Origin of the sequence: Bradyrhizobium sp. HKCCYLRH2060 (genome assembly GCF_051168135.1) — a bacterium.
Lineage (GTDB): Bacteria > Pseudomonadota > Alphaproteobacteria > Rhizobiales > Xanthobacteraceae > Bradyrhizobium.
Genome location: NZ_JBNPUK010000008.1, coordinates 152,687 through 178,285, shown reverse-complemented (window position 1 = coordinate 178,285; position 25,599 = coordinate 152,687). Strand labels below are relative to the sequence as shown.

Annotated in this window: 20 protein-coding genes; 3 read left to right on the top strand and 17 right to left on the bottom strand. The window is 66.0% G+C overall.

Annotated features, from left to right (window positions below):
- Positions 1-79: 79 nt before the first annotated feature.
- From ACQR10_RS17705 to ACQR10_RS17685, 5 genes are all read right to left on the bottom strand, one after another.
- Positions 80-1,042, bottom strand: a complete 963-nt coding sequence (locus tag ACQR10_RS17705) for an FHA domain-containing protein (RefSeq protein WP_316217871.1) — start codon at positions 1,040-1,042, stop codon at positions 80-82.
- The gene (locus tag ACQR10_RS17700; RefSeq protein WP_315799725.1) at positions 1,039-2,331 is read right to left on the bottom strand and encodes a S1C family serine protease; all 1,293 of its coding nucleotides are present in this window, start codon (positions 2,329-2,331) and stop codon (positions 1,039-1,041) included. The genes ACQR10_RS17705 and ACQR10_RS17700 overlap by 4 nt, the downstream gene beginning before the upstream one ends.
- A gap of 197 nt (positions 2,332-2,528) precedes the next feature.
- Entirely contained in the window at positions 2,529-4,841 is a 2,313-nt protein-coding gene (locus tag ACQR10_RS17695) for a caspase family protein (protein ID WP_316181317.1), read from the bottom strand.
- Between the two features lie 165 nt (positions 4,842-5,006).
- Positions 5,007-8,534: a DNA polymerase III subunit alpha gene (gene dnaE, locus ACQR10_RS17690; RefSeq protein ID WP_316217870.1), complete on the bottom strand. Its 3,528-nt coding sequence runs from the start codon at positions 8,532-8,534 to the stop codon at positions 5,007-5,009.
- Positions 8,535-8,995: 461 nt separating this feature from the next.
- Positions 8,996-9,709 (bottom strand): outer membrane protein, encoded by a 714-nt coding sequence (locus tag ACQR10_RS17685; protein WP_315711588.1) that lies wholly within the window; start codon positions 9,707-9,709, stop codon positions 8,996-8,998.
- 265 nt (positions 9,710-9,974) lie between these two features.
- Here ACQR10_RS17685 and ACQR10_RS17680 point away from each other — a divergent pair, with 265 nt between their 5' ends.
- Positions 9,975-10,310, top strand: a complete 336-nt coding sequence (locus tag ACQR10_RS17680; RefSeq protein ID WP_316217869.1) for a DUF3551 domain-containing protein — start codon at positions 9,975-9,977, stop codon at positions 10,308-10,310.
- Between the two features lie 105 nt (positions 10,311-10,415).
- On the opposite strand, the gene ACQR10_RS17675 is transcribed toward ACQR10_RS17680, so the two are convergent.
- Together ACQR10_RS17675 and ACQR10_RS17670 are read right to left on the bottom strand one after the other, a co-directional pair.
- Positions 10,416-11,189: an outer membrane protein gene (locus ACQR10_RS17675; protein ID WP_434864011.1), complete on the bottom strand. Its 774-nt coding sequence runs from the start codon at positions 11,187-11,189 to the stop codon at positions 10,416-10,418.
- Between the two features lie 434 nt (positions 11,190-11,623).
- Positions 11,624-12,394 carry a helix-turn-helix transcriptional regulator gene (locus ACQR10_RS17670; protein WP_316217867.1) on the bottom strand — a complete coding sequence of 257 codons (771 nt, stop codon included), beginning with the start codon at positions 12,392-12,394 and terminating at the stop codon, positions 11,624-11,626.
- A 138-nt stretch (positions 12,395-12,532) separates the two neighbouring features.
- On the opposite strand from ACQR10_RS17670, the gene ACQR10_RS17665 reads away from it, so the two are divergent.
- The gene (locus tag ACQR10_RS17665; protein WP_316217866.1) at positions 12,533-13,612 is read left to right on the top strand and encodes a zinc-binding alcohol dehydrogenase family protein; all 1,080 of its coding nucleotides are present in this window, start codon (positions 12,533-12,535) and stop codon (positions 13,610-13,612) included.
- A gap of 8 nt (positions 13,613-13,620) precedes the next feature.
- Here the strand turns inward: ACQR10_RS17665 and ACQR10_RS17660 are convergent, their stop codons facing one another.
- The 10 genes from ACQR10_RS17660 to ACQR10_RS17615 form a co-directional block, all read right to left on the bottom strand.
- Positions 13,621-14,322 (bottom strand): ABC transporter ATP-binding protein, encoded by a 702-nt coding sequence (locus ACQR10_RS17660; protein ID WP_316181324.1) that lies wholly within the window; start codon positions 14,320-14,322, stop codon positions 13,621-13,623.
- Positions 14,323-14,329: 7 nt separating this feature from the next.
- Positions 14,330-15,613 (bottom strand): lipoprotein-releasing ABC transporter permease subunit, encoded by a 1,284-nt coding sequence (locus tag ACQR10_RS17655; RefSeq protein ID WP_315711581.1) that lies wholly within the window; start codon positions 15,611-15,613, stop codon positions 14,330-14,332.
- Positions 15,614-15,707: 94 nt separating this feature from the next.
- Positions 15,708-17,042: a proline--tRNA ligase gene (gene proS / locus ACQR10_RS17650; protein WP_316217865.1), complete on the bottom strand. Its 1,335-nt coding sequence runs from the start codon at positions 17,040-17,042 to the stop codon at positions 15,708-15,710.
- A 208-nt stretch (positions 17,043-17,250) separates the two neighbouring features.
- The gene (locus ACQR10_RS17645) at positions 17,251-17,748 is read right to left on the bottom strand and encodes a TlpA family protein disulfide reductase (protein WP_315799717.1); all 498 of its coding nucleotides are present in this window, start codon (positions 17,746-17,748) and stop codon (positions 17,251-17,253) included.
- Positions 17,745-18,971, bottom strand: a complete 1,227-nt coding sequence (locus ACQR10_RS17640) for a sialidase family protein (RefSeq protein WP_434912026.1) — start codon at positions 18,969-18,971, stop codon at positions 17,745-17,747. The genes ACQR10_RS17645 and ACQR10_RS17640 overlap by 4 nt, the downstream gene beginning before the upstream one ends.
- 8 nt (positions 18,972-18,979) lie before the next feature.
- The gene (locus ACQR10_RS17635) at positions 18,980-21,373 is read right to left on the bottom strand and encodes a TonB-dependent receptor family protein (RefSeq protein ID WP_316217864.1); all 2,394 of its coding nucleotides are present in this window, start codon (positions 21,371-21,373) and stop codon (positions 18,980-18,982) included.
- A 93-nt stretch (positions 21,374-21,466) separates the two neighbouring features.
- Positions 21,467-21,934: a DUF2946 family protein gene (locus ACQR10_RS17630; protein ID WP_316217863.1), complete on the bottom strand. Its 468-nt coding sequence runs from the start codon at positions 21,932-21,934 to the stop codon at positions 21,467-21,469.
- A 39-nt stretch (positions 21,935-21,973) separates the two neighbouring features.
- A complete protein-coding gene (locus ACQR10_RS17625) occupies positions 21,974-22,492 on the bottom strand; it encodes a copper chaperone PCu(A)C (protein WP_316217862.1) in 519 nt (172 codons plus the stop codon).
- Between the two features lie 137 nt (positions 22,493-22,629).
- Positions 22,630-22,995 (bottom strand): DUF2946 family protein, encoded by a 366-nt coding sequence (locus ACQR10_RS17620; RefSeq protein WP_315799712.1) that lies wholly within the window; start codon positions 22,993-22,995, stop codon positions 22,630-22,632.
- Positions 22,996-23,526: 531 nt separating this feature from the next.
- The gene (locus ACQR10_RS17615; protein WP_316217861.1) at positions 23,527-24,372 is read right to left on the bottom strand and encodes a metallophosphoesterase family protein; all 846 of its coding nucleotides are present in this window, start codon (positions 24,370-24,372) and stop codon (positions 23,527-23,529) included.
- A gap of 197 nt (positions 24,373-24,569) precedes the next feature.
- On the opposite strand from ACQR10_RS17615, the gene ACQR10_RS17610 reads away from it, so the two are divergent.
- Positions 24,570-25,598: a sugar ABC transporter substrate-binding protein gene (locus ACQR10_RS17610; protein ID WP_316217860.1), complete on the top strand. Its 1,029-nt coding sequence runs from the start codon at positions 24,570-24,572 to the stop codon at positions 25,596-25,598.
- Position 25,599: the final 1 nt, after the last annotated feature.

Sequence of the window (25,599 nt, the reverse complement as noted above, 5' to 3'; positions counted from 1 at the left end):
CGTAGAAACCCGGGCTTCGAGGCTATGACGGGAACCAGGGAACTATCAACCTCCGGAAGCAAAGACACTGGAACTGTGGTCAGCGCTCCACACCGGCCGGCGCCAGCGCGGCACGGTCGGCATCGAGCTTCGTCCTCAGCCGCGCGGCGTCTTCGAAGAAGGTCCCCTCATCCTGCACCGGAACCAGGCGCAGGGACGGCGGCATCAGCACGTGGCTGATAGTGGGACGGCCGGAATTCGCCAGCGCCTCCGACCGCTGCACGGTCTGGATCGCGATCGCGACCACCAGCAGAAGGCCGACCACCACGCCCTTGGCGAGCATATGGGTGCGTCCGACCTCACGCAGATGCAGCAAGCAGGTCGCGGCGAGAACGATCCACGAGACGATGTAGCCGTAGGTGAAGACAGCGGTCCAGGTCAGGGCGAACGAGGCAATCTGAGCGAACTCGCTGTAGACCCAGAACGCAATCAGACCCGCCTGCGCGATCAGGAGGTGGCGCAGAAAATGCGAGCGGCCGGAAAACAACCGCGCCAGCAGCGCCCAGACGCCAACCCATGCGACGACCACCCCGATCATCGTGACGGTCGGCACGAGATAATCGGACAGATGCGCCTCGGAGGTCTGCGCAAACCAGGTCATCACCGCGTTGATTGCGAGCAGGACGACGCCGAGGGCGATCGCGGCGATGATCGGCAGCGCCCCGCGTTCGGAGCCCGCGAGCCGCTCCGGCTCGACGGCATGGCCGGCGTCGCGGATCCGAAGCAGCGTCTGGCCGATCCGGATCGGCTTGGTGCCGTCGAGAACGAGCTGCGGCTTCCGGCTCTTGCCGCGATCGAGAAAGAGGCCGTTGGCGCTGCCGAGATCCTCGGCGACCAGGCGCCCCTCGCCGTCGCGGAAAATTCGCACATGGCGCGCGGCGACATAGGGATCGTCGAGAATGACGTGATTGTCGTAGCCGCGGCCGATGCTGATCTCGGCGGCATCGATACGGAAGCGGCCGGCGACGTCGCGATGCTTGGAGAGGATCTCGATCCAGATCATCGTGCGACCTGCAGGCGTTCGAGGAAGCTCTTGCCGAGGCGCAAGGCGTCGTCATAAGCGATCGCCTGCAGGTTCAGCCGCGACACCAGCGCCTCGTCGGCATGATCCTGCGTCACCGCGACCAGCACGACATCATAGAGGCCGTCGAACTCGCGATAGCCCTGCGCGCACCACAGCACGCGCAGCGGCGGATGAGCGGCCGCCGGCGTCACGCCGACGAAATCGGCATGGCAATGCTGCGGCGTGTACCATTTGCGGAACGAGCCGCCCTGGGTGAGTCGTGGCTGCGCCAGCTGCGTCAGCACGGTCGCGAACTGGAATTGATTGAGGTCGATCGATTTCGCGTAGGAGTGGCTGACCTCGACCACGCCGGTGTTGAGGTCGGAGGCGACATAGACGCTGGCCTCGGCCTTGCAACTGGTCGAATTGATGCTGGCGCGCGGCTTCGGCGACGCGCTGGCATTGGTGCTCGCCCAGCATTCGAACCAGCCCGCGCGCGTCTCCGGCGCCTGATAGGACCCGAACACGCGGTCGCGGAAGCCCTCCTCGCCCAGCGACTTGTAGAGCGCTCCCCGCCAGCTCGTAAGCTGCGCGATCACGTCCTTGCGCAGATCGGCCGCCGCCGGCCTGGCATCCTGGCCGCGCGCCAGGAGCGCGGCCGCGAAGCGTGCGGGCACCAGGAAGCTGATGAGCTGGCCGCCGCGGCGCGTCGCGACGTTGATGCCCACCACCTGGCCCTGCGCATTGACCGCCGGGCCGCCGCTCATGCCGGGATTGAGCGCGCCGGTGAAATGGATGTGATCGTTGTAGCTGTGCTCGACGAGGCCGTTATAGGTGCCCTCGATGATGGTGAAGCCGAGGTCGAGCGGGTTGCCGAGCGAATACAACCGCTCGCCTTTCGGCAGGCTGCCGTCGAGCGCGGCCTTGTCGAACGAGAAGAACGGCGCGTTCTGCTTGTCGACGCGAACGAGCGCGAGATCGTTGGGCAGGTCGACGGCAAGCAACGTGACGCCGCCCTGCGTGCCATCCGCTCCGGTATATTCGAGCCGGTACGTCTTCGGCTCGAGCGCTGCATCCGAGACGACGTGATAGTTCGTGACCGCGAGCCCGTCGGCCGAGACCAGAAAGCCGGATCCTGTCGAGGTCTGGCGGCCGGCATCGGCCACGAGCGTGCGGATCTGGAGCAGGCGCGGCGGCGCCGAGGCATAGACGGCTTCGGCGCCCGGCAGCCCCTGCGCATCGCTTGGCGAAGGCAGGCCGGCGATACCGACGCTGCAAAGGGCGGCCATGATTGAGCTTCGCCAAATTGAGCTTCGCCAAGACAGCGTGCGCAAGGTCCCGACAAACGCTGATTTCACTGAAGCCCCCGCAACACGTCGTCGGCCGTCGACGTCTTGCGCCCACGATCGATCAGTCCGGCGGTCCGCCCATATCGAAAACAGGCCGATGTTGCAACCGCGCCGGCGTCAGGCCAACGCGCGGCGGCTCAGCAATGCGGAACGTTCGGCGGACATCTCTTGCCCGGCGGCGGCGGGGCCGCCGGACGTGGCGGCGGCGCCGCGGGCCGTGCCATCGGCGGCGGTGGCGGCGCCGGCCGGGCCACGGCGGCCATCGGCGGCGGACTGGGACGCGCCATCTGCGGCGGAGGCGCAGGGCGCGCCATCGGTGGCGGAGCGGACGGACGCATGACTTGCGGCGGCGGTGGCGCCGGCCGAGGTGGCGGAGCCGCCCGAACCATCGGTGCAACCGGCGGTCGTGGCGGCGCCGGCGGCGGACTCAGACGCGCCGTCGCCGGTGGTGGCGGCGGGCGGCGCTGGATCTGCGGTGGCGTCGCCTGCTGAATGCGCGGGCTCACCTCAGGCCCGCGCGGAGCGGCTGACGGCATGACCGGACGGGACGGCATCGCCGACGGCCTTGCCGGCTGCGGCATGACGGCGCCCGGCGGCGTGCGGTTCGCGCGCAGATCCTGGCGCGCGGGCGGTGGCAGCGCGCCAGAGGGCGATGCCGGTGCAGGCTGGCGCAGACCAGGAGTCTGAACCGATGGTGGCACCGGCGGACCACCGCGACCGGGCACCGGCAGCGGATTGACGTTGGCATGCCCCTGCCCTGGTCCTGTCATGGCGGGCGAGGGTCCACCCGGCGGAGCGTTGGCCTGAATGGCCGGTGCCGCACCGGGCCGGAGTGCGGGATTGGCGAGCGGTCCTCCCGGCGGCGGGACCTTGCCCTGCTGGATCAGCGTGGCGCGCTGCACGACAGCCGGCGGCAGGGCCGGTGCCACCGCCACGGCCGGCGTCGGCACCGCCGCGGGGCCTGCAGTGATCGGTCCGGCCGGCGGCGCCGGACGATTGATCACGGTGTTGATGACGGTCGTGTTGTGGATGTTCTGGTAGATGATGTTGTTCGGCGGCGGCGCAACGAAGGCCGGCGGCCGGACATAGACCGGGATCGGCACGAACACCGGCCGCGGCAGGATGAACAGGCCCACCGGGGCGAATGGCGGCGGCAGCTCCACGAAATCCGGCGGAGGCGGCGGCAGGATGTAGACCGGCGGCGGGGGCGGCGGCACGAAATCGAATTCGGGATCCGAGAACATCAGCACCGGGCGCTCGACATAGATCACCTCGTCGAGCGGCGGCGGCGGCACGTCATAGTCGATCATCGCGAAGGTCGGCGGCGGCGCGGGCGGCGCGGACAACATCGCCAGCCGCCGCCGGGCGTCCTCGGCATGCGCGCCATAGGGATAGCGCTTCAGGTAGGACCAATAGGCTTCCGGACTGTCGGTGCGGAACGTCCGCCGCCAGGTCAGCGCCTCGCGGCGTGCGGCGACGAGGGCGCGCACGCGCCGCGCCAGCGGGTCGCTCGGATAGGCGGCGATGAAGTCCTCATAGCCCTGCAGCGTGTCGCGCTCGAGCGCGGCGGCATAGGCCTCCTGCACCGGCAGCTCGCGGATCGGGCGCGAGCGCAGCGCAGCGCTCTGCTCGGGCGAATCCGACGTGGCGGGGGCGTCGGGCGCCCGCTCGAAGAAGGTGAAGGCGGCCTGGATCTTCTGCGCGTCCCAGGGCACCTGCGCGCCCTTGGTCTCCTCATTGACGCGCAGCCGCAGCCGGTCGAACACCTCCGGCAGCGACAGCCCGCCGGTGCGGATCATCTCGGCGAGCGAGCGCGCGTAGACGCCGTAGGCGCCGGTCTCGTTCGGCGCGATCGTGCCCGGCGCGGCATTGAACGCGATCAGCATGTTGGCATCGGGCTCGACCAGCGCCAGGCCGCCGGCGATCGCCGGACCGCTGGCGATGAAGGGCTGCTGGCGGGCGGCATCGAGCACCACGACGCTGGCCTTCACCGGCGTCGCCGCAAGCTGGCGGATGTAGTCGCTGAGGCGCAGCCCCTCGGTCGGAATGTCGACGTCACTGCCGATGTTGGCGTCGACGGGAAGAAAGTAGTTCTCGCCGGCGAGCTGCATGCCGTAGCCGGCGAGATAGACCATCGCGACGGTGTTGTTGTCGGCTGACTGGGCCTTGTGAATGAAATCACGAAAGCTCTTGCGCAACGTGTCTGCATCGAGATCGCGCGCGCCGACCACGTCGAAGCCCGCGGCCTGCAGCGTCTGCGCGATCAGGCCGGCATCGTTGGCCGCCGACGCCAGCGGGCCCTTGGCATAGGCCCCGTTGCCGATCACCAAGGCGATACGCTTTTCGGCACCGGGCTGCTGCGCTGCGGCAGGCCGCGGCAGGGCCGCCCAGGCGAGCAGGCAGAGCGAAACACTCAGGACGATCTTCGCGGTGATCTTGGCCAAGCGCATGGTTCAAGCCCCTTCGAGGCACCCGCCGCGGATTCAGCGGGAGAATGGCTGAACCGCGGTTGAACGGAGGCATGTCCGTACAGCCCACGCGCAGCTTTTTTGTTCCTCGTCCCCGTTCGACCGGCAAGATCGCCGGACGCAGCCGCTCCAGCGGAACGATCGCCTTTAGAGCTGCTGCACGTCGACCACGCCGGTCACCGCCTTGATGGCACCTGCGATTTGTGGCGAAACCTTGAAGCGCCCCGGCAGCTTCATCTCGACCTCGGTTTCGAGGTCCAGCATCATCACCAGCGATACCTCGCCCTCGCCTGCTGCCGTGCGGGGCGCCAAGGGGGGCGCCGCACCCTTGGCGATCGCTCCATTGCCATTGGCCGCGGTGCCTTCCGGCCCCTGCAGGCGCTTGACGATGGAGTCGAGCGGCTTGGTGTCGCGCAGGAAGATGCGCAGGCCGCGCTGCGTCTTGGCGGCGGCATCGTCGAGCGGTTCGGCATGCAGCACGCGGGCGCGGACATCCTCGCCCTGCAGCTCGGCGCCGAGCTGCAGCAGCACGGCCGCGCCGGGCTCGAGCACGTCGCGATATTGTGCAAGCCCCTCCGAGAACAGCACGGCCTCGAAATGCCCGGTCGGATCCGACAGGCCCATGATGCCCATCTTGTTGCCGGTCTTGGTGCGCCGCTCCATGCGCGATACCACGGTGGCGGCGACCTTGCCCGCGGTCGCGCCGGTCTTCACCGCGCGCGAGAACTCGGCCCAGCTCTGCACCCGCAGCCGCTTCAGCGCCGCCGCGTAGTCGTCGAGCGGATGGCCCGACAGGAAGAAGCCGATCGCATCATATTCGCGCCGTAGACGCTCGGCCGGCAGCCAGTTCTCGATGTTCGGCAGGATGATCGCCGGCGCATCGGCGGCGTTGCCGAACATGTCGTTCTGGCCGGAGGTGGCAGCCTCGTTGGCGCGCTGGCAGGCGGCAACGATGGCATCAGCGCCGGCGAACACGCGCGCGCGGTTCTTGTCGAGCCCGTCGAAGGCGCCGGCGGCGGCCAGGGTCTCGATGATGCGCTTGTTGATCGCGCGCGGACTGACGCGGGAGGCGAAGTCGGCGAGCGAGGTGAACGGCCCCCCCTTGTTGCGGGCCTCGACGATCATCTCGATCGCCTGCGGGCCGACGCCCTTCAAGGCGGCGAGCGCGTAGAAGATGGTGTTGCCGCTGACCTCGAAGGTCGGACCGGAGCGGTTGATCGACGGCGGCTCGACCTTGATGCCCAGGCGCTGCGCCTCCGAGCGGAATTCCGAGAGCTTGTCGGTGTTGTTGAGATCGAGCGTCATCGACGCCGCAATGAACTCCACCGGATAATGCGCCTTCATGTAGGCGGTGTGGTAGGACACCAGCGCGTAGGCGGCCGCGTGCGACTTGTTGAAGCCGTAGTCGGCGAATTTGGCCAAGAGGTCGAAGATCGTGTCGGCCTGGTCCTTCGGCACGCCGTTCTTGACGGCACCTTCGACGAAGCGGACGCGCTGCTTGTCCATCTCGGCGCGGATCTTCTTGCCCATGGCGCGCCGCAGGAGATCGGCTTCGCCGAGCGAGTAGCCGGACATCTGCTGCGCCACCTGCATCACCTGCTCCTGGTAGATGATGACGCCGAAGGTCTCCTTCAGGATCGGCTCCAGGATCGGGTGCAGATATTCCGGCTCCTCCTCGCCGTGCTTGCGGGCGCAGTAGGTCGGGATGTTGGCCATCGGACCGGGGCGATACAGCGCCACCAGCGCGATGATGTCCTCGAACCGGTCCGGGCGCATGTCGATCAGCGCCCGCCGCATGCCCTGGCTTTCAACCTGGAACACGCCGACCACGTCGCCGCGGGCGAGCATCTGGTAGCTCGGCGCATCGTCGATCGGCAAGGTCGCGAGATCGACGTGGATGTCGCGCTGCTTCAGCAGCTTCACGGCGACGTCGAGCACGGTCAGCGTCTTCAGGCCGAGGAAGTCGAACTTGACGAGGCCGGCCGGCTCCACCCATTTCATGTTGAACTGGGTTACCGGCATGTCCGATTTCGGATCGCGATACATCGGCACCAGCTCGCTCAGCGGCCGGTCGCCGATCACGATGCCCGCGGCGTGGGTCGAGGCGTGGCGCGTCAGGCCTTCGAGGCGCATCGCGATGTCGAAGGCGCGCGCCACCACCGGATCCTCGTCGCGGAACGCCTGCAGCTTCGGCTCGCCCTCGATCGCGGCGGCGAGCGTGACGGGAGCAGCCGGGTTCTGCGGCACCAGCTTGGTGAGCTTGTCGACCTGGCCATAGGGCATCTGCAGCACGCGGCCGACGTCGCGCAGCACGCCGCGCGCCTGCAAGGTACCGAAGGTGATGATCTGCGCCACCTGGTCGCGGCCGTAGCGCTGCTGGACGTAGGAGATCACCTCGCCGCGGCGGTCCTGGCAGAAGTCGATGTCGAAGTCCGGCATCGACACGCGCTCGGGATTGAGGAAGCGCTCGAACAGCAGCGCGAAGCGCATCGGGTCGAGGTCGGTGATGGTCAGCACCCAGGCAACCAGCGAGCCGGCGCCGGAGCCGCGCCCCGGTCCGACCGGGATGCCGTGCGCCTTGGCCCATTTGATGAAGTCCGACACGATCAGGAAGTAGCCCGCGTACTTCATGCGCATGATGACGTCGAGCTCGAAGGCGAGCCGCTTCTGGTAGTCCTCCTCAGTCATGCCCGGCGCCATGCCGTGCACCTTGAGGCGCCGCTCCAGGCCCTCCTCCGCCTGCCGCTTCAGCTCGGCGGCCTCGGCGCTGGCGGCGTCCACGGCATCGCCGCTGCCGGCGCCGACCGTGAAGAACGGCAGGATCGGCTTGCGCGTGCGCGGCCGGTACGAGCAGCGCTCGGCGATCTCGACCGTCGAGGCCAGCGCCTCCGGCAGGTCGGCGAACAGCACCGCCATCTCGGCGCGGGTCTTGAAACGGTGGTCGGGCGTCAACTGCACGCGCTCGGTGTCGGCGATCAGGTGGCCGCCGGCGATGCACAGCAGCGCATCATGCGCCTCGTAGTCGTCGGCGGTCGCGAAATACGGCTCGTTGGTCGCCACCAGCGGCAGGCCCTTGCCATAGGCGATGTCGATCAGGCCGCCCTCGACGCGGCGCTCGCGGTCGACGCCGTGGCGCTGCAGCTCGATGTAGAGGCGGTCGCCGAACAGGCTCGCCAGCCGCTCGCAGCGCTGCGTCGCAAGTGCCGCCATGTCGTGCTGGATCGCGAGCGAGATCGGCCCATCGGGCCCGCCGGTGAGCGCAATCAGACCATCGACGCCCTCGTTCAGCCACTCGAACTTGATGTGCGGGGCCTGGTGCGTCGGCGTGTCCAGGAAGGCGCGCGAGTTCAGCCGCATCAGGTGGCGGTAGCCCTCCTCGCGTGCGGCGAGTAGGACGATTCGCGAGGGCTGCGCGGCCGCGCCGGCATTGCGGGCGTTAGGGTCCATGTCGCCGAAATCGATGGCGAGCTCGCAGCCGGCGATCGGCTGGATGCCGTAGCTCGCCATCTTGTCGGAGAATTCGAGCGCACCGAACATGTTGTCGGTGTCGGTCAGCGCCAGCGCCGGCTGGCGATCGGCCTTGGCGAGCTCGCCGAGCTTGGCGATCTTGATCGAGCCCTTCAGCAGCGAATAGGCGGAGTGAACGTGGAGATGGACGAATCCGGCGCTGGACATGCTCGCCTTGCTGATACCTGGGCTTTTCCGAGATCACGGGATCGGGCCGGCTTCGGGGCTCGCTCGGGATCCTGCCCCCCGCGCCATGCCCTATCCTCCGACCGACTCGCCCCCGCATCATATCGGAGGCCCATCGGTAAGTCCGGCGCCCTCGCCTGCCTTGTCCCCAGCCAACGCGCTCGGAAAACTAAAGCTGTGGAATGATTTGCGCCCAGAGCGCGATCATGCCGACGAACAGCGTGATCGACGCCAGCGCGGCGGCTTCTTGAACGAAAACCTTCAGCATCGGGACCTCCCTGAGTCAGAACATATGAAGAACAATGTTCCTTTTCTGTTCTCAGGTCAAGCGCGCTGATCGGCCCGTCGCGGCGCCGGCGCCGCAAATGGTTAATCCGGCCCTCAAACAAAAGCCCCGGCGCGAACGCCGGGGCTCTCCAATCCGCCGATCGGGCGGGATCGACTCAGTAGCGCGTCGCGACCGGGCCACCGAAACGGTAGTTCAGGCGGGCGGTGAACAGATCGACGTCCTGCTTGATGCTGTCGGAGCCGAGCGCGCCGAAGCTGACGGTCTGGCGGTCCATGAACAGATGATCGTACTCGACGCCCAGCGACCAGTTCGGCGCAAAGCCGTATTCGACGCCGGCACCGACCACGCCGCCCCAGCGCGTGTCGTCGTTTGAGGCGAGGAACGCGCCGGTCGCCGCATTGGTGATCGTGTACTTGTTGCTGGTCACGGCCGCACCGCCCTTGGCGTAGAGCAGCACGTTGTTGATGGCGTAGCCGACCTGGCCGGTGAACAGGCCGAACGCATCGGTCTTGGTGCGGTTACGCGTTCCGAACAGCGCGCTCTGATTGTCGCCGGTGAGGTCGGCCCAGTTACCCTGCGCCTCGACGCCGAACACGATCTGGCCCATCTGCCAGCGATAGCCGACCTGGCCACCGACGGTGCCGCCGGATGCATCATGCGAGCCTTCGCGGCCGCCGCCGACCAGATCCCAGGTATTCTCGCTCCAGCCGCCGCCACCGTTCACGCCGATGTAGAAGCCGCTCCAGTCATAGATCGCAGCCATCACCGGCGGCGGTGCCTTCGTGTAGGGACGCGCGGCGAGATCCGCAGCAAGCGCCGGCGAGGCCAGCACCACGAGCGCCGTCGTCGTCAACAGAAGTTTCTTCATCACAGGTCCAGTCTCGTCTCATTTGGCCCCCAGGCCAGCCGCACCTCTTAACGATCTGCGCCACAATTGCTGTAGCCGCTCGGTCACAGCTCGCTGCTGAAAGGCCGGGAGACATGTCGGGAAATTAATCTGTAATCACAGTGTGTTGATGGAACTTTCCAGCTTGCAATCGAGAGCCGACCGACTACACACGTCAGGGCCGCGCCAGTGCTTCGCCATGATGCACCCGCGTTCTGGTCATCGAAGGGATGAAGGGAGATCGTTGATGCGTGAGGTGTTATTCGCGGCCCTGGCTGCAGCCGGCCTCGTGGTCGCAACCCATGCCCCGGCTCACGCCGTCGGTGTCAGACATGCGTTCTGCCTGCAGGGTGACGAGTTTCCGGGCTTGAGCCACTGCACCTTCGACACTTACGCGCAATGCCAGGCGACGGCGTCGGGACGCCTGCTGAACTGCATCGCGAATCCCTATTTCGCCGGCGTCAGCAATGACCCGCGCGCGACGCCCTATCCGTATCCGCACAGGCAGCGGATCAAGCCGCGTCCGCTGGCGCCCAATCCCTACGCGCCGTTCCCCAACCCGTTCGTGTTCGAAGAGGACTGACCCGTCCCCGCCTTCAACGCGACGCGTTGCCGTCTCAGGCCGTAGCATCAAGGTTCGTCGAAGCCGCGGCTTCGACGAACCGGAGCAATCGAGGGTGACGTTGCGTCAGCGCATCATCCCGAAACCCGGACCGAACTTGTAGTTCAGCTTCACGAGTCCGATGTCGACATCCTGCTTGATGCGATGAGTCATCGCTGGCGCGCCGGCCGCGGCGACGAAGTTCAGGTTCTTGTTGCCCAGGAAGATGTGATCATACTCGACACCGACCGACCAGTTCGGCGCGAAGCCATATTCGATGCCGGCACCGATCGTGCCGCCCCAACGCGTCGTGTTGGCGCGATCGAGCATCACGTTGGTGCCCGTGGTGAAGGTGTCGTAGCGATCGCCGACGACCGCCGCACCGCCCTTGATGTAGCCGAGAATGTTGTCGAAGGCATAGCCGACCTGGCCGGTGAACAGGCCGAAGCCGTTGGTGCGTGACCGGTCGCTCACATTGGGAAGAATCAGGTTGCGATTGGTGCCCTTGAAGTTGGCCCAGTCGCCCTGCGCCTCGACGCCGAACACCCAGTTGGCCATCTGGTAGCGGTAGCCGACCTGGCCGCCGACGGCCGCGCCGCCACCGCCGGAACAGCCCTCACGATTAGCGGCCGGGTTCACCGCCACGCCGGCGTTCGAAACCAGATTCCAGCAATCCCGGCTGGAACCGCCGCCGGCGTTGAAGCCGACATAGAAGCCGCTCCAGTCATACACCGTCGCCACGACGGCGGGCGGCGCCTTGGTGTACGGTCCCTTCTTCATTGGAAGATCAGCTGCGAATGCAGACGTCGCCGCCGCGATTGCGCCGAGCCCCACCGTTGCGCCGAAAAGCGTCTTCATCATCGAACTCCGTAGCTTCTGTCCCAAAGTCCCCAGGCCCTCTGGTTCCCTGCGAAAAACATGCAGCGCGACGAAGCGACTATGCCACCCGCATTCGCTCCGCCGACATCAAACCGATGTGCAGATCAGAACCATTCTTTCCGGCTTTTATGGGATTGGGTGCAAAGGCCTGTTTTCAAAGGCTTTGCCGGCAACATGAACAAACAACTAATAAGATGTATGGAGGAGTCGTGGCCGTCGTCCATCCATGGCCACAATACGAGCGACGGCAAAATCGTGATCGGGAAACTCCCGGTCACGTAACGAACCTTCTGGCGTCCCAGTCGTGGATTCTTCGGGGCAGCACGATGGGTCCTGCGAATGCGTAGCATCATCATCCGCAAAGCAGTCGATTGTATGATGCCTGCCGGGCGATGCCGAACGCGCGCTCGTCATCATCACATGTAGTAGATCGCCAGCTTCAGCGCGGGATCGTCGTTGGACTGGAACGTCGCGTATCGCAGCCTCACGCGGCCCTTCTTCGGGTGCTCGAGCAGCTTCTCGCCCGCAGCGAGCGGGTTGATGTCGTGCGCCGCCCACAGGCCATCGAACTCGCGGCTGCCGTGCCGCAGCCGCGCGATCAGATCGACGAAGGCGGGATCGCCCGCCCACAGATCATAGGTCGCGCGAAACTGCGCGACCATGCGCTGGGCCAGCTCCTTCCATTGCGCACCGAACAGCCGGCGCACGCCGGGCTTGCACAGCATCAGCACCAGCGTGTTGCGCTCGTCGTCGGCGAGTTGCGAGAAGCCGAAGATCTCGTCCGCCGCGGCATTCCAGGCCAGCACGTCCCACCGCCGTCCGGAGATATAGGCCGGCTGGTTCAGACTCTGCACGAGCTCGCGCAGTCGCAGCGGCACCTGCTCGCGCACGAACGGCTTGCGCGTGGGATCGCGCACCAGCGCCTTGAGATGAGCATGCTCGGTTCGGCTCAGGCGCAGGGCGCGCGCCAGCGCATCGATGGTCGAGGAGGACGGCTTCACCGCCCGGCCCTGCTCGATTCGGATGTACCAGTCAACGCCGATGCCGGCGAGCTCGGCCACTTCCTCCCGCCGCAGCCCTGCGGTGCGTCGCCGCCGCCCGGTCGCGAGTCCGACCGCCTGCGGCGTCAGCTTCTCGCGCCGCGAGCGCAGGAAGTTGCCGAGCTCGGCATGGCGCTGATCACTCATGCGCTGGATCCCTCATGGTTTGCTTTCGAGGCGGCTTGCCAGCCTGGGCTTGCCCAATCCTAGGATAATACCAGGCCTTCCTGCGCGGAGCATAGACCGGCAGGCTGCAGCCTCGCCATCGCGAAATGGAGAAGCACCATGAAGGCCGCCGTACTCAAACGATTTGGATCGCCGCTCGAGATCGAGCGTGTCGAAGACCCCGTGCTCGGCACCGGCGAGGTCATCGTCGACGTCGCCGCGGCCGGCGTGCTGTCCTATGCCAACGAGGTTTTCAGCGGCGAGCGGAAGTACCTGCTGGACCTGCCGGTCATCCCGGGGACCGGGGGCATCGGCCGGATCAGCGCCCTCGGCCCCGATGCGACGCATCTCGCGATCGGCGACTGGGTGTACTGCGATCCAACCGTGCGCTCGCGTGACACAGCCCTCGCCCCTGACATCACCCTGCAGGGCCTGAGCGCGCGCGGACCGGGCGGGCTGAAGCTGCAACAGCATTTCCGGCACGGCTCGTTTGCCGAGCGCATGCGCGTGCCGACGGAGAACGCCAAGCCGATCGGGGCCATCGACGCTAACGACGCGGCACGGTGGTGCGCGCTCGGCACCCTGCTCGTGCCCTATGGCGGCTTTCTTGCCGCCCATCTGCAGGCGGGCGAGACCGTCCTGGTCAGCGGCGCCACCGGCCGGTTCGGCAGCGCCGCGGTTGCGGTGGCGCTCGCCATGGGCGCCGCTGCGGTCGTCGCCCCCGGCCGCAACGAGGCCATGCTGGCGGAGCTGAAGCGCCGGTTCGGCCCCCGCGTCCACCCGGTCAGACTCTCCGGCGACGAGAGCGAGGACACCGAGCGCATGAAGCGCGCCGCGCCAGGCCCGATCGACTGCGTGCTCGACATCATGCCGCCGTCGGTGACGACCCAGGTCGTGCGGTCGGCCGTGATGACCGTGCGTCCCTATGGGCGCGTAGTGCTGATGGGCGGCGTCGGGATGCTGGGCGGAGCGGGTCTCGATCTGCCCTATCCCTGGATCATGCGCGACTGCATCACGATCCACGGCGTCTGGATGTATCCGCCGGATGCTGCGGTCAGGATGGTCGCGCTGATCCGGGCCGGGCTGCTCGAGCTCGCGCAGTTCGAGCCCACCTGTTTCGACCTCGATCATGCCAACGACGCGGTCGCCCATGCCGCCGCTCATCGCGAGCCATTCCAGATGACGGTGATCAGGCCCTGACTGCGACCTCAATCCAGCTCGACGACCTTGCCGCCGACGATGGAGACGCGCCGGTCCATGCGGCCGGCCAGCTCCATGTTGTGGGTCGCGATCAGCATCGCGACCCGCGTGGCCTTCACGAGCTGCATCAGCGCGTGAAAGACGTGATCGGCGGTGGCAGGATCGAGATTGCCGGTCGGCTCGTCCGCCAGCAGCGCACGCGGCGCATTGGCGACCGCACGCGCGATCGCGACGCGTTGCTGCTCGCCGCCGGAGAGTTCGGCCGGGCGGTGCTTGATCCGCTCGCCGAGCCCGAGATAGGCCAGGATCTCGGTCGCCCGCTTCACCGTCTCGGACCGTTTCAAGCCGCGGATCATCTGCGGCAGCATCACGTTCTCCAGCGCCGTGAACTCCGGCAGCAGCCGGTGCGACTGGTAGACGAAACCGATGTCGGTCCTGCGCATCTGGGTGCGCTCGATATCGGTGAGCTGCGACGTCGGCACGCCCCCGACATAGACCTCGCCCTCGTCGGGGCTCTCCAGGAGGCCCGCGATGTGCAGCAATGTCGACTTGCCTGAGCCCGACGGCGCCACCAGCGCCACCGATTGCCCGGCCCACAGCGCCAGCTTGGCCCCGTCGAGAATGGTCAGCTGCTGCTCGCCCTGCATGTACCGCCGCTTGATCTCGTGGAGATAAACGACCGGCACATCCTCTGCCCCCTGCTCTTCCATCAGCGCCTCACTCGTAGCGAAGCGCTTCGACCGGGTCTAATCGGGCCGCGCGCCAGGATGGATACAGCGTAGCCAGGAAAGACAGGGTCAAGGCCATGATCAGAACGGCCGCAGTCTCGCCGGCATCGATCTCAGCCGGCAGCTTCGACAGGAAATAGAGCTCATTGGGAAACAGATCGGTGCTCGTCAGCCAGGACAGAAACTTCCTGATCGAATCGATGTTCATCGAGATCAGGAGGCCGACGACAAATCCGGTGAGCGTGCCGACCACCCCGATCGAAGCGCCGGTGATCAGGAATATCCGCATGATCGCCCCCTGCGAAGCCCCCATGGTGCGCAGCACGGCGATGTCCTGGCCCTTGTCCTTGACCAGCATGATCAGTCCCGAAACGATGTTGAGCGCGGCGACCAGCACGATCAAGGTCAGGATCAGGAACATCACGTTGCGCTCGACCTGCAGCGCATTGAAGAATGTCGAGTTGCGCTGGCGCCAGTCGACGAGAAAAATCGGGCGGCCGGCCGCCTCCGTCACCGTCTTGCGAAACTCCTCCACCTTGTCGGGATTGCTGGTGAAGATCTCGATCGCGGTGACGTCGTTGTTGCGGTTGAAATAGGCCTGCGCTTCGGCCAGCGGCATGAAGACGAAGCTGGCGTCGTATTCGGACATCCCGATCTCGAACACCGCCGCGATCTTGTAGGGCTTGATGCGCGGCGTGGTGCCCATCGGCGTCACGGCGCCCTTCGGGGCGACCAGAGTGATGCTGTCGCCGGCATGCAGCGACAATTGGTCGGCAAGCCGGCGGCCGATCGCGACGCCCTGGCCTTCGTCGAAACCTTCCAGCGAGCCCTGCTTGATGTTCTTGGCGATCGACGTCAGGTTCGTGAGGTCCTGCGCGCGAATGCCGCGGATGAACACGCCGGACGCATTGAAGGGCGACGAGCCGAGACCTTGTCCGTCGACCACCGGCGCGGCGAGGCGGATGCCCTGCACCTGCGCGATCCGCTCCGAGACGTCCTTCCAGTCGGTGAGCGGCGACTCCAGCGGCTGCACCAGCAGATGCCCGTTCAGACCGAGGATCTTGTCGAGCAGTTCCTTGCGGAAGCCGTTCATGACCGCCATCACGATGATCAGGGTGGCGACACCCAGCATGATGCCGAGGAAGGAGAACCCCGCGATCACGGAGATGAACCCCTCCCTGCGGCGCGCACGCAGATAGCGCCCCGACAGCATCCACTCGAAGGGAGCGAAGGGAGTGGTGGTCTGCACCGGTTCGGTCATGGCGTCATCCATTGTGCGATCATCCCATGATTCGGGCCGAATGTGGCCGGATTGGCCTGAAGGGGCGGGCAGCCCCGGTGGATAATCCGATGATCGAACGAGCGCCTCAGCCAGCCAATGTCCCGCCGCCGAGCCGTGCCACGACGTCCGCCGGGGACATCATCTGGCGGGCGCCGTCGCTGCGGGTCTTCACCTCGACCTTGCCTTCGGCAAGGCTCTTGGGTCCGACCATGATCTGCCAGGGGATGCCGATCAGGTCCGCCGTGGCGAACTTGCCGCCGGCGCGCTGCTCGGTGTCGTCGTAGAGCACGTCGACCCCCTTGGCGAGCAGATCGCGATAGAGCTGCTCGCAAGCGGCATCGGTGTCGGAGCCGCCCTGCTTCAGGTTGAGGATGACGGCGCGGAACGGGGCGACCTCCTCCGGCCATTTGATGCCGGCCTCGTCGTGACAGGCCTCGATGATCGCACCAGCCAGCCGTGACACGCCGACGCCATAGGAGCCACCGTGGACGGTGACCTCCGCCCCCTCTGGGCCGGCGACCAGGGCCTTCATCGGCTCGGAATATTTGGTGCCGAAATAGAAGATCTGGCCGACCTCGATGCCGCGGGTATGGACCCGCCGCTCGGCCGGCACCTCGGCCTCGAAGCGGGCCGCGTCATGGACGTCCTCGGTCGCCGCATAGAGCGAGGTCCATTGCTTGATGATCGGGGTCAGGTCGCCGTCATAGTCGACGGAGGCCGGCGGGATCGGCAGGTCGAGCACGTCACGGTCGCAGTAGACGCCGGATTCACCGGTCTCAGCGAGCACGATGAATTCATGGCTGAGATCGCCGCCGATTGGACCGGTCTCGGCGCGCATCGGGATGCCCTTCAGGCCCATCCGCGCGAAGGTGCGCAAGTAGGCGACGAACATCTTGTTGTAGGCGCGCCGCGCGCCGGCTTCGTCGAGATCGAACGAATAGGCGTCCTTCATCAGGAACTCGCGGCCGCGCATCACGCCGAAGCGCGGACGCTGCTCGTCGCGGAATTTCCATTGGATATGATAGAGATTGAGCGGCAAATTGCGGTAGGACTTCACATAGGCACGGAAGATTTCCGTGATCATTTCCTCGTTGGTCGGCCCGTACAGCAACTCACGCTTGTTGCGGTCGCTGATGCGCAGCATCTCCGGCCCATAGGCGTCGTAGCGGCCGCTCTCGCGCCAGAGGTCGGCGAGCTGCAGCGTCGGCATCAGCAGTTCCAGCGCACCGGCGCGGTTCTGCTCCTCGCGCACGATCTGCTCGATCTTCTTCAGCACCTTGAAGCCCAGCGGCAGCCAGGCATAGATGCCGGCCGCCTCCTGCCGCAGCATGCCCGCGCGCAGCATCAGACGATGCGAGACGATCTCGGCTTCCTTCGGATTTTCTTTCAGAATGGGTAGGAAAAACCGCGACAGACGCATGGGCGAGGCCTTCAAGATTCGGTTCGGGCTGGCGCAGTCAAACCGGATCAGGCGGCAAAACACAAGGCTGGGTTTGAAAAAAGGCGGCTAAGCCGCCGGATTCCCAATCAATTTACCGGTTCCGCTGAAGTGGAGGATGAACGGCGCACGCCGCCGTGACGAGGCTCGCACTGGGCGCCCGGGCAGGATCCCGCGCGCCCTAGACGCCTTAGTGCCCCCGCCCCTGCTCCGACGACCATTTGTCGAGATCGCTGATCTCGGCGCTGCCTTCGATGGTCGAGACCACGCCCTCGCGGGTCACGAGCATCGTGCGCGGGATGTCGCCCTGCCAGGACGGATCGATCTCGAACCGGAGGCGCTCGACGTAACCGTCGTTGAAGATGAAGTTCTCCGCGGTGGTGAGACCGGCCTTGTCCAGCATGGCCTGGGTCGCGGCATCCAGATTCGGCACCAGGTCGGCGCTGACGGTGACCACGTCGATCTCGGGATGATCGGACATGAACTTGCCGAGCTGCGGCAGCTCGATCTTGCAGGGGCCGCAGGTGACGCCCCAGAAATGGATCAGTGTCGGACGACCCGCATGGGCCCGCAGCACCTCGCGCCAGGTGCCGCGCTCGAACGGCTTCAGCGACGGTGGAGCTGCGGTGCTCGACGCCGTCAAGGCGACGAGACCAAAGATCGCAAGGGCGGCGAATGCGCGTGTCATGATTCATCTCCGATCGGCTGCAACCGATAGCCGTCCGACTTGGTCATCCAGGACAGGAAGATCTGCCTGCCATGGGCGACCAGCAGCGGATGATCCGACGCATTGTCCGTGCTGGCAAGCGCGCGCGGCTTCGACCACGTCTCGCCATCGTCGCGGGATTGCATCACCATCACCGTGGTGCGCTCGCCGTCGAACTCCTTCCACACCAGCGTCGTGGTGTCCTGGGTCGCGAGCATATAGGGTCGCGTCGGATTGCGGTCGGCCTGGCCGATCGCCATCGGTTCCGAGAACGTCCGGCCGCCGTCGCGCGAATGCGCGTAGAACAGCCCCTTGCGAACCTTGCCGCTGGTGAACCAGGCGACATGATAGGTGCCGGTCGGCGCCACGGTCAGGCTCGGACCCTGATGCGGGCAGGCCTTGATCTGCCAATCATCGGTGCTGACCCGGTAGACCTCGCCGGGGGTGCCGAGGTCGCTGAACGTGATCACGGCGTGGTCGCGCACGCTGCCTTCGAAGATGTTGCGGAACATCACCACCGGACGTCCCGGCCCCGCGAAGGCAACGCCGAGCCGGCAACATTCGCAGGTGTTGTCCTGGGCCAGCGTCGCTTCGGCATAGGTGGCGCCGCCATCGCGCGACGAGGAGAAGTACAATGCCGCACCCTCGTACGAGCGCCCTGCGGCCTTGGCCGGCACCCGGTTGCGCTTGTCGAGCCACGCCACGAAGACGGTGCCATCCTGGTCCAGCGCCAGCGCCTCGAAGCGCTGGCTTTCGTTGTTCGACGTGATCGGACGGGGCGCCGCGAAGCTCTTGCCGCCATCCTCCGACCTGGAGTACAGCACCTGCCCGTTGAACGCCTGGTCGCGGAAGATCGAGAACGCCACCGCTATAACGCCTTTGCGATCGACCACCAGCTTCGGCCGGGCATCAGGCCCCCAGTCGAGATTGAGCTGCTGCTCGGTGACCGTCGCGGCGGCGGAATACGTTTTCCCGCCGTCGGTCGAGCTCGCCACCGACACCCGTCCTCCGGCCATCCAGACGAGCCAGAGCTTGCCGTCTTCAGCGAAGAATGGCGTCACCTTGGTGGCGCATCGGAGCTCGGTGCCCTCGCATGCCGCCTCCGACCCGTGCTGGTGCGCCATCTGGGCTCGGGCGGTGAGCGGACAAAGCATGGCGATCGCCAGCCCGACGAGCCCGCTCCGAAGCCGTGCGATCCTTGTCATTTCGGTCCTCATCGGAATGCCACCTTCATCCCGGCCAGGAACGCGCGCGGCGAGCCGGCGTAGATCGTTCCCGTGCCTGCCAGTCCCTGCACGCCGGCGCCCGTCACCGTATTCTGCAGATTGTTCGCGGAGGCGATGTAAGCGCGGTCGAACACATTGCGGACTTCGAAGAAGACGTTCATCGACTTGAACGTGTCAGAGGCAAGCTCGGTCTTGTAGTGAACGTTCAGATTGACGAGCTCGTAGCCCGGCGCCTTCAGCAAATTCGCATTGTCCATATAGAACGAGTCCTTCCACTGGACCTCGACGAACGCACCAAGTCCCGCGAACCGCCCGCTGTCGTGATCGTAGCCGAGCCGCGCGGTCAGCTCGTTCGGCGAGATGCCGGGGATCTTGTTGCCGGCGCGGTTGAAGCCGAACAGGTTGCTGCCGTTCACAAGGTTCTCAGAATACTCGGTGTAGACTTGGTCGAGGTAGGTGTAGGCAGCGGTGAACCGCCAGCCCGGCAGGACCCGCCAATCGGCCGCCAATTCGACGCCGCGATGCTCCGAACGCGGTGCGTTGAAGGTGTAGGACGTGTTCTGCGTCCCTGTGACGGCCTGGGTGACGATCTCGTTGCGGAAGAACTCGTAGAAGCCCGTCGCGCTGAGGGTCAGAGACCGGTTCGGCGTCCAGTCGAACCCCACGTCGTAGCCCAGATTGGTCTGCGACTTCAGCTGCGTGTTGTTGCCGAAATCGCCGGTCGGCAGCACGAACAGGTTGGAGACCTGCGGCGTGCCGTACCCGGTGGCGACGCGGGCCCGCAGCAGCCAATCGCTATTCACCCTGTAGAGCAGTGCCAGCTCGGGGGCGAGATTGTCGAACTGCCGGTCCGCCGTCGTGATCGTGGTCGTCGTTGCCGTCCCGCTGTAGGTGTAGGCGGTGTTCACGCCGCGCAGATGGGTGCGCTCCCAGCCGAGACCGGCCACCGCCGTCAGCGCCGCCGTCAGCTTCAGCTCCTCGCGGGCTCGCAGGCCGTAGTTGGTGGTCTCGCTCCAGGTGTTGGCCGAGAGGCCGCCGAGCGCTGCGTTGCCGCCGGGCACGACGAAGCGCGTATCTCCGGACGCGGTCAGCGTGTTGTAGAACGCGCCGAAGAAGGCGGTCGATTCCAGCCCGAAGATCTCTCCCCTCTTGGTGATGTCGCTCATGTAGTTGTAGGACGGATAGTCGCCGATCGCGCTGGTCGATCCGGTCGGCTGGCTGATGTTGCGATCGTCGAACACGAACTGGTTGCGCCAGGTCGTGTCGTTGTCGAAGTCGTGCTCCCAGCGGCCGCCGACGATCGTGCGTCGATCGTTGCGGCCGAGCCCCGCCTGCAACGCGGTCTTCTGATCAACCCCACCGAGCGTATTGATTCCGTTCTTGTTGAGCCCGACGGTCGCGCAGCCGGCCGCCATAGACGTTCTCGTGGTGCAGCCCTGCTGATATGGGTTCTGATAGTACTGGCTCAGCGTGTATCGAATCGGCAGCCGCGTAAACAGGTCGTTGTTGATGATCTTGACCGTGAAGCGGTCATCCGGCGTCGCCTTGTAGGTGCCGAGGAAGTTGACCGTCTGGGTGTTGAACCAGCCGTTGCCGAGATAGCCGTCGCCGCGGACGTCGCTGGTGAACAACGAGCCCTCGAAATTGCCGACCTTCTTGCCGAAGGTCATGTAGTTGCTGAGATAGCCGAAGCTGCCGCCCTCGCTGCCGATCTCCGCGCCGTCGATGCTGCCGCCCGGACGGGTGCGGAAGTTGATGGCGCCTCCGGTCGCATAGTTGCCGTAGAGCGCCGAGGACGGGCCGCGGATGACGTCGACCGCGCCATAGGCGTGGGGATCGATCAGGTCGCTGCGCGACAGCCCGTCCGGCTGCGTGACGGGAAAGCCATCCTCGAACAGCGCGATGTTGCGGATGCCGAAGCCGTTGCGGGCGTTGGAGCCTCGGATCGAGATGCCGAGATCGCGCGGTCCGTTGCCCTGCTTGAGCGAAACACCGGGGCTTTCGCGCAGGATGTCGCCGACGGAAAACGCAGGCCGGTCATCGTAGCGGCTGCGGTCGATGGTGGTTGCGGTCTGGCCGGACGGCGACTGGCTGAGCTGGTTGCGGGCGGCGCCGACAGCCGAGGCTGGGTCGGACACCGCTCCTCCCGGCCCGGAGCTGCCGGCCACGGATGCGCCGGCCGGCTTCGGCGCGCGGGGGCGGACGGAGGCGGCCTGCACAACCGGCTTGCGCACGGTCCGTTGTGGTGCTGCACGCGGCGCGTCGACGGTGACGGACGGCAATTCCTTCTCGGTCTCGGCGCGCGCGATCGTGGCCGGTTGCAGCAGCATGAGCTGCAAGGCGACCACGCTCACGCCACCCAGGGCATGACGACGGAACATGTTTGACTTCCCCGATGCCGGCTCTACACGGCCGGTCTTCCTGGTTCAAAACGGATCGGCGCGCTGCTGCGGCGCCGACGACGAGTTCTGTGCTCAGGAGAGGAACGGGGGTCCTCTTGGTTGCGCCTGCGCCCGGGCGAGGAGATGAACGAGGCGGAGCTCGCGCGCAGTCCAGACGATGGACGCCGTCAGACGCAGCGGAGCCGCATCGAATGGCGCCGGCGGCGCATCGAGCGCCGCAGCGGCGTGCAGCACGCAGCACATGACGCAGTCAAGGCCGCAGGCAGCGCGGTCGGTATCACCATTAGAGGGCGCCGCATCCGTCTCGGCATGGCAGATCGCCGTCCCGCCGAACGGATCGACCGTCACGATCGTCGCTGCCGTCAGGGCGGACGCCGCCACTGGCGCCAACACCTGCAACAGCATTGCTAGCAGCGCGACCGGCAGATATCGGACGAACTTCTGACGGACATTGGCAGGACGTCGGGTGCGGTCGGCCGCCAGCAGCCGGCTCGCGCGCGAGCCGGCTATCATGGCGGCGTTCAACACCCGTTGCGTCATCGAGGCCGGCCTCTCCGTCGGAGCCGCAGAGCGCCCGGCCTACATCTTCATGCCGGAATGATCATGCTGCTTCATCATGCCGCCGCCCTCGCCGCCTGGTGCCTTGGCGCCGACCGCCTGCACCTCGAGCGTCACGGCCACCTTGCCGGCCTTCTCGAACTCCAGCGTGACCGGCAGCTTGTCGCCCTGCTTCAGCGGGCTCTTCAGCTCCATCAGCATCAGGTGATAGCCGCCCGGCGCCAGCGCGACGGTCTTGCCCGGCTCGATCGTGAGTCCCTTGTCGAGGGGACGCATGGTCATGACGCCGTTGGTGACGGCCATCTCGTGAATCTCGACTCGCCCGGCGACGTCGCCGGTCACCGCGACGAGGCGGTCGGGCGCGCTGCCCTTGTTCTCGATGGTCAGATAGCCGGCGCCCGTCTTGGCGCCGCCCGGCGTGGCGCGGCTCCAAGGCTGGGTGATGACGAGGTCACCGGCCTTCACGTCCGCGGCCAAGGCGGCGGAAGATCCTCCCAACAGGAGAGCGAATGCAAGCAGAGAGCGTCCGAGGAAGGTCATGTCGATTATCCTTCTTGTCTTGGCGGCGATGCGCCAGCTTGGTTGATCGGCGCATGTCCGCACGGCGATCGCCGCGCAGACAACGCAGGTCATGGTGATGTGATTTGGGAGGTCAGGGCCGCACGACGGCCAGCGCGTCACGCTGCGGGCGGAGCCCGTGCCTGCGCGTTCGAAAAAGCCTTGGTGATCCCGTCAGCCCGGTCACCGGCGCGCCACACGACCTCGCCCGAATCGCGTTGCGGAACGGCGATGGTGGAGAGCTCTGGCCCATCCAGTGTGACCGGCTGCGCCAGGCAGCACAGCGAACAACCGTGGAGCGCAGGGCTCGCCGGCGACCCATCGTCAATCGGCTGGGAACCCAGCTGGCCGTGGCAGATCTCAAGTCCGTACAGGGGATCGGCCGCGGCTGATGCCGCCGCCCAGGCAACACCGATCGGCGCCAGGATCTGCACCATCAGTGCGATCAGCATGATCGGGAGAAACGCCTGCAGCCGCTGCCGCATCAAAGCCTGCCAAATGAACCGAATTCTTGTGCCCGAGTGGACGCCCGGAGTCGAGGTCGCGCAGGGCACAGTCGGCACATTTCGCCAGCGGTCGTTGATTAAGAACAATCCCGCCGCGCCTCAGGGGCCGCCGTCAAATACGGTAACTTGGCACCTATCACGAGAAAACACGAAAATAAAACTCGTCAATTGCAAGCACTTACCGATCATTTCAGGAAGTGCGCGAAATTTGAACAATCGTTGCCGAAAAGGATGACAAACGCAAAAAGATCGTCTACGAATTTGGGCCTCAGGCTAACGCTTGCGGAAGTCTGGTGGTCCAAGTCTCGGGAGGAGCCCTGGCGCGCAACAAGCAGCGTCACCCCGCTTAACAAGATCAAATCTGAACTTGCGGGATATCTAAAGGGTCGACACAATTTCCGAGCAGGGCCCGCTGCCCTGCTCTATTTTTTTTGCAGTCCTCGCAGGGCAGCCACCGTCTTCATGACGGTATTGCGGGCCGCATGAACGCCACCTGAACACGCCACCACCTCAAGCCACCGCAGCCGTCGCGAAGCGTGTCAATGGCGCACGCCACCGCGCCTTGGCCTTTGGCCAAGGCAACGTCACCGACAGCGGTTCGCGGCCCGTCACGCTCCAGCGCAACGAACCATCGCCGATATCGAGAAGGCCAGCCGCTTCGGCTGGATCGCCCGAGATGAACGTCTCGGTCAGCGACTGCAACGTCAGATGCGGTGTGCCATCGACCGTCGTCATCGTATTCCAATGGACATGCCCGGCGAGCGCGACGATCGGGCAAGGCGCATCCGCGATCGCCGCGCGGATCGCATCGGTCTCGGCATAGGCCGCGTGTTCCGGATTGGCTTCGAAGTAGTAGTTGCCGGTCTGAGCCTGTCCTGACAGCGGCACGTGGCTGACGAGCAGGGTCGGCCGGTCATCCTGGGCAAGCAGCTGGACCAACGCGCCGAGATCGCCCGCGGAGAGGCGAAAGCCACGGCTCCGCGTCAGACTCACGTCGGGTTGCCAGAACACACATCTGACATCGCCGATGATCAGAGCCCGCGACCCGCACGGACGATCCATGATCGCTTCATTGTCGGCGAGACTGAGCAATGCGAGATCATGATTGCCACTGACATGATGATGCGCCGGCGCAAGCTTTGCGAAACACGTCGCGACGTCGCTTTGCAGCAGACGATCGCGCTCGGGATCTTCGTCGGAAATCCGGTCGCCGAGATCGATGACCGCAGCGATGTTTTCGGCGTTCATCTGCGTGACGAAGCGCTCGAGCAATGGCAGCGCCACCGATCCACGCTTCGTCTGCGTGTCCCGGCCGTGATGGATGTCGGCGATCACGGCGATGCGTGTCGTTGCCAAAGGCTCTCTCCCAAAGCTGCGCTGCCGCGTACCACGGGTGCATCACGGTTTTCTGACATTGCGCGTGCAGCGCGAAAGCCATCCAGTGCAACGCACAACATCCGGCTGTGGCGTGATGAATTGGGTTGTGAAACACTGCAGATCTTGGCGGCGCGATCAATGACGCCGCCGGACAACGATGGGACAGGGAGCACGGGATGCCCGGCACTGACAAAACGTCCAAGAAAACGACGAGGCGCGATCTTCTCCAGGCGGCGACGGCCGCGGGCTCAGCGGCGGCGCTGCTCGCCGGCTTCGGCATCAATCCGGCGATGGCCGCCGAGATGGGCCGCTCCGAAAAACCGCTCAAGGCGGCGTTCTCCAATGCTGGACTGCAGGCGACCTGGTGCGCCCAGGGCAAGCAGGCCGCGGAATGGTGGGGCAAGCTGCTCAACGTCGAGGTCACCTGGTTCGACGGCCAGCTCGATGCGGTGAAACAGCGCGCCGCGATCGACAACATGGCGTCGCAGAAGTGGGACTTCGTCGCCATCCAGGCGTTCGGCATCGGAACCCTGACCCAGCCGGTGCAGAAGATGATCGATGCCGGCATTCCCGTGATCGACATGGACACGCTGATCGCGCCGCTCGATCAGATCAACGTCCACTCCTTCCTGGCACCCGACAACGAGTTCATGGGCGCCTCCGTCACCCAGGCGCTGGCGACAGCGATGGGCGGCAAGGGCAAGATCATCATGACGCAGGGCGCGCTCGGCCACACCGGCGCGCAGGGCCGCGCCAAGGGCTTCAACTCCGTGATCAAGCAGTTCCCGAACATCGAGGTGCTGGACACGCAGCCGGCCGACTGGGACGTGTCGAAGACGGCGCGCTTGTGGGAGACCTATCTCACGAAATATCCGCAGATCGACGCGGCGTTCTTCCACAATGACGACATGGCGCTCGCCGCCTACAACATCATGAAGGCGCGCAACCGCACCAACATCCTGATCGGCGGCGTCGACGCCATGCCGCCGGCGATCCAGGCGGTCAGCGACGGCCGCATGTTCGCGACCGTGCGCAATCCATCCTGCCGCATCCATGGCGGCGCGATCGTGGCCGGCGTCGCGGCGGTGACGGCCGGCGAGAAGAGCGGCCAGGGCATTCCGAAGCATGTCATCACCGACGGTCCGGTCGTGACCAAGGCCAACGCCGCGGGCATGCAATGGATGGAGGATCACTTCCTGATCTGAA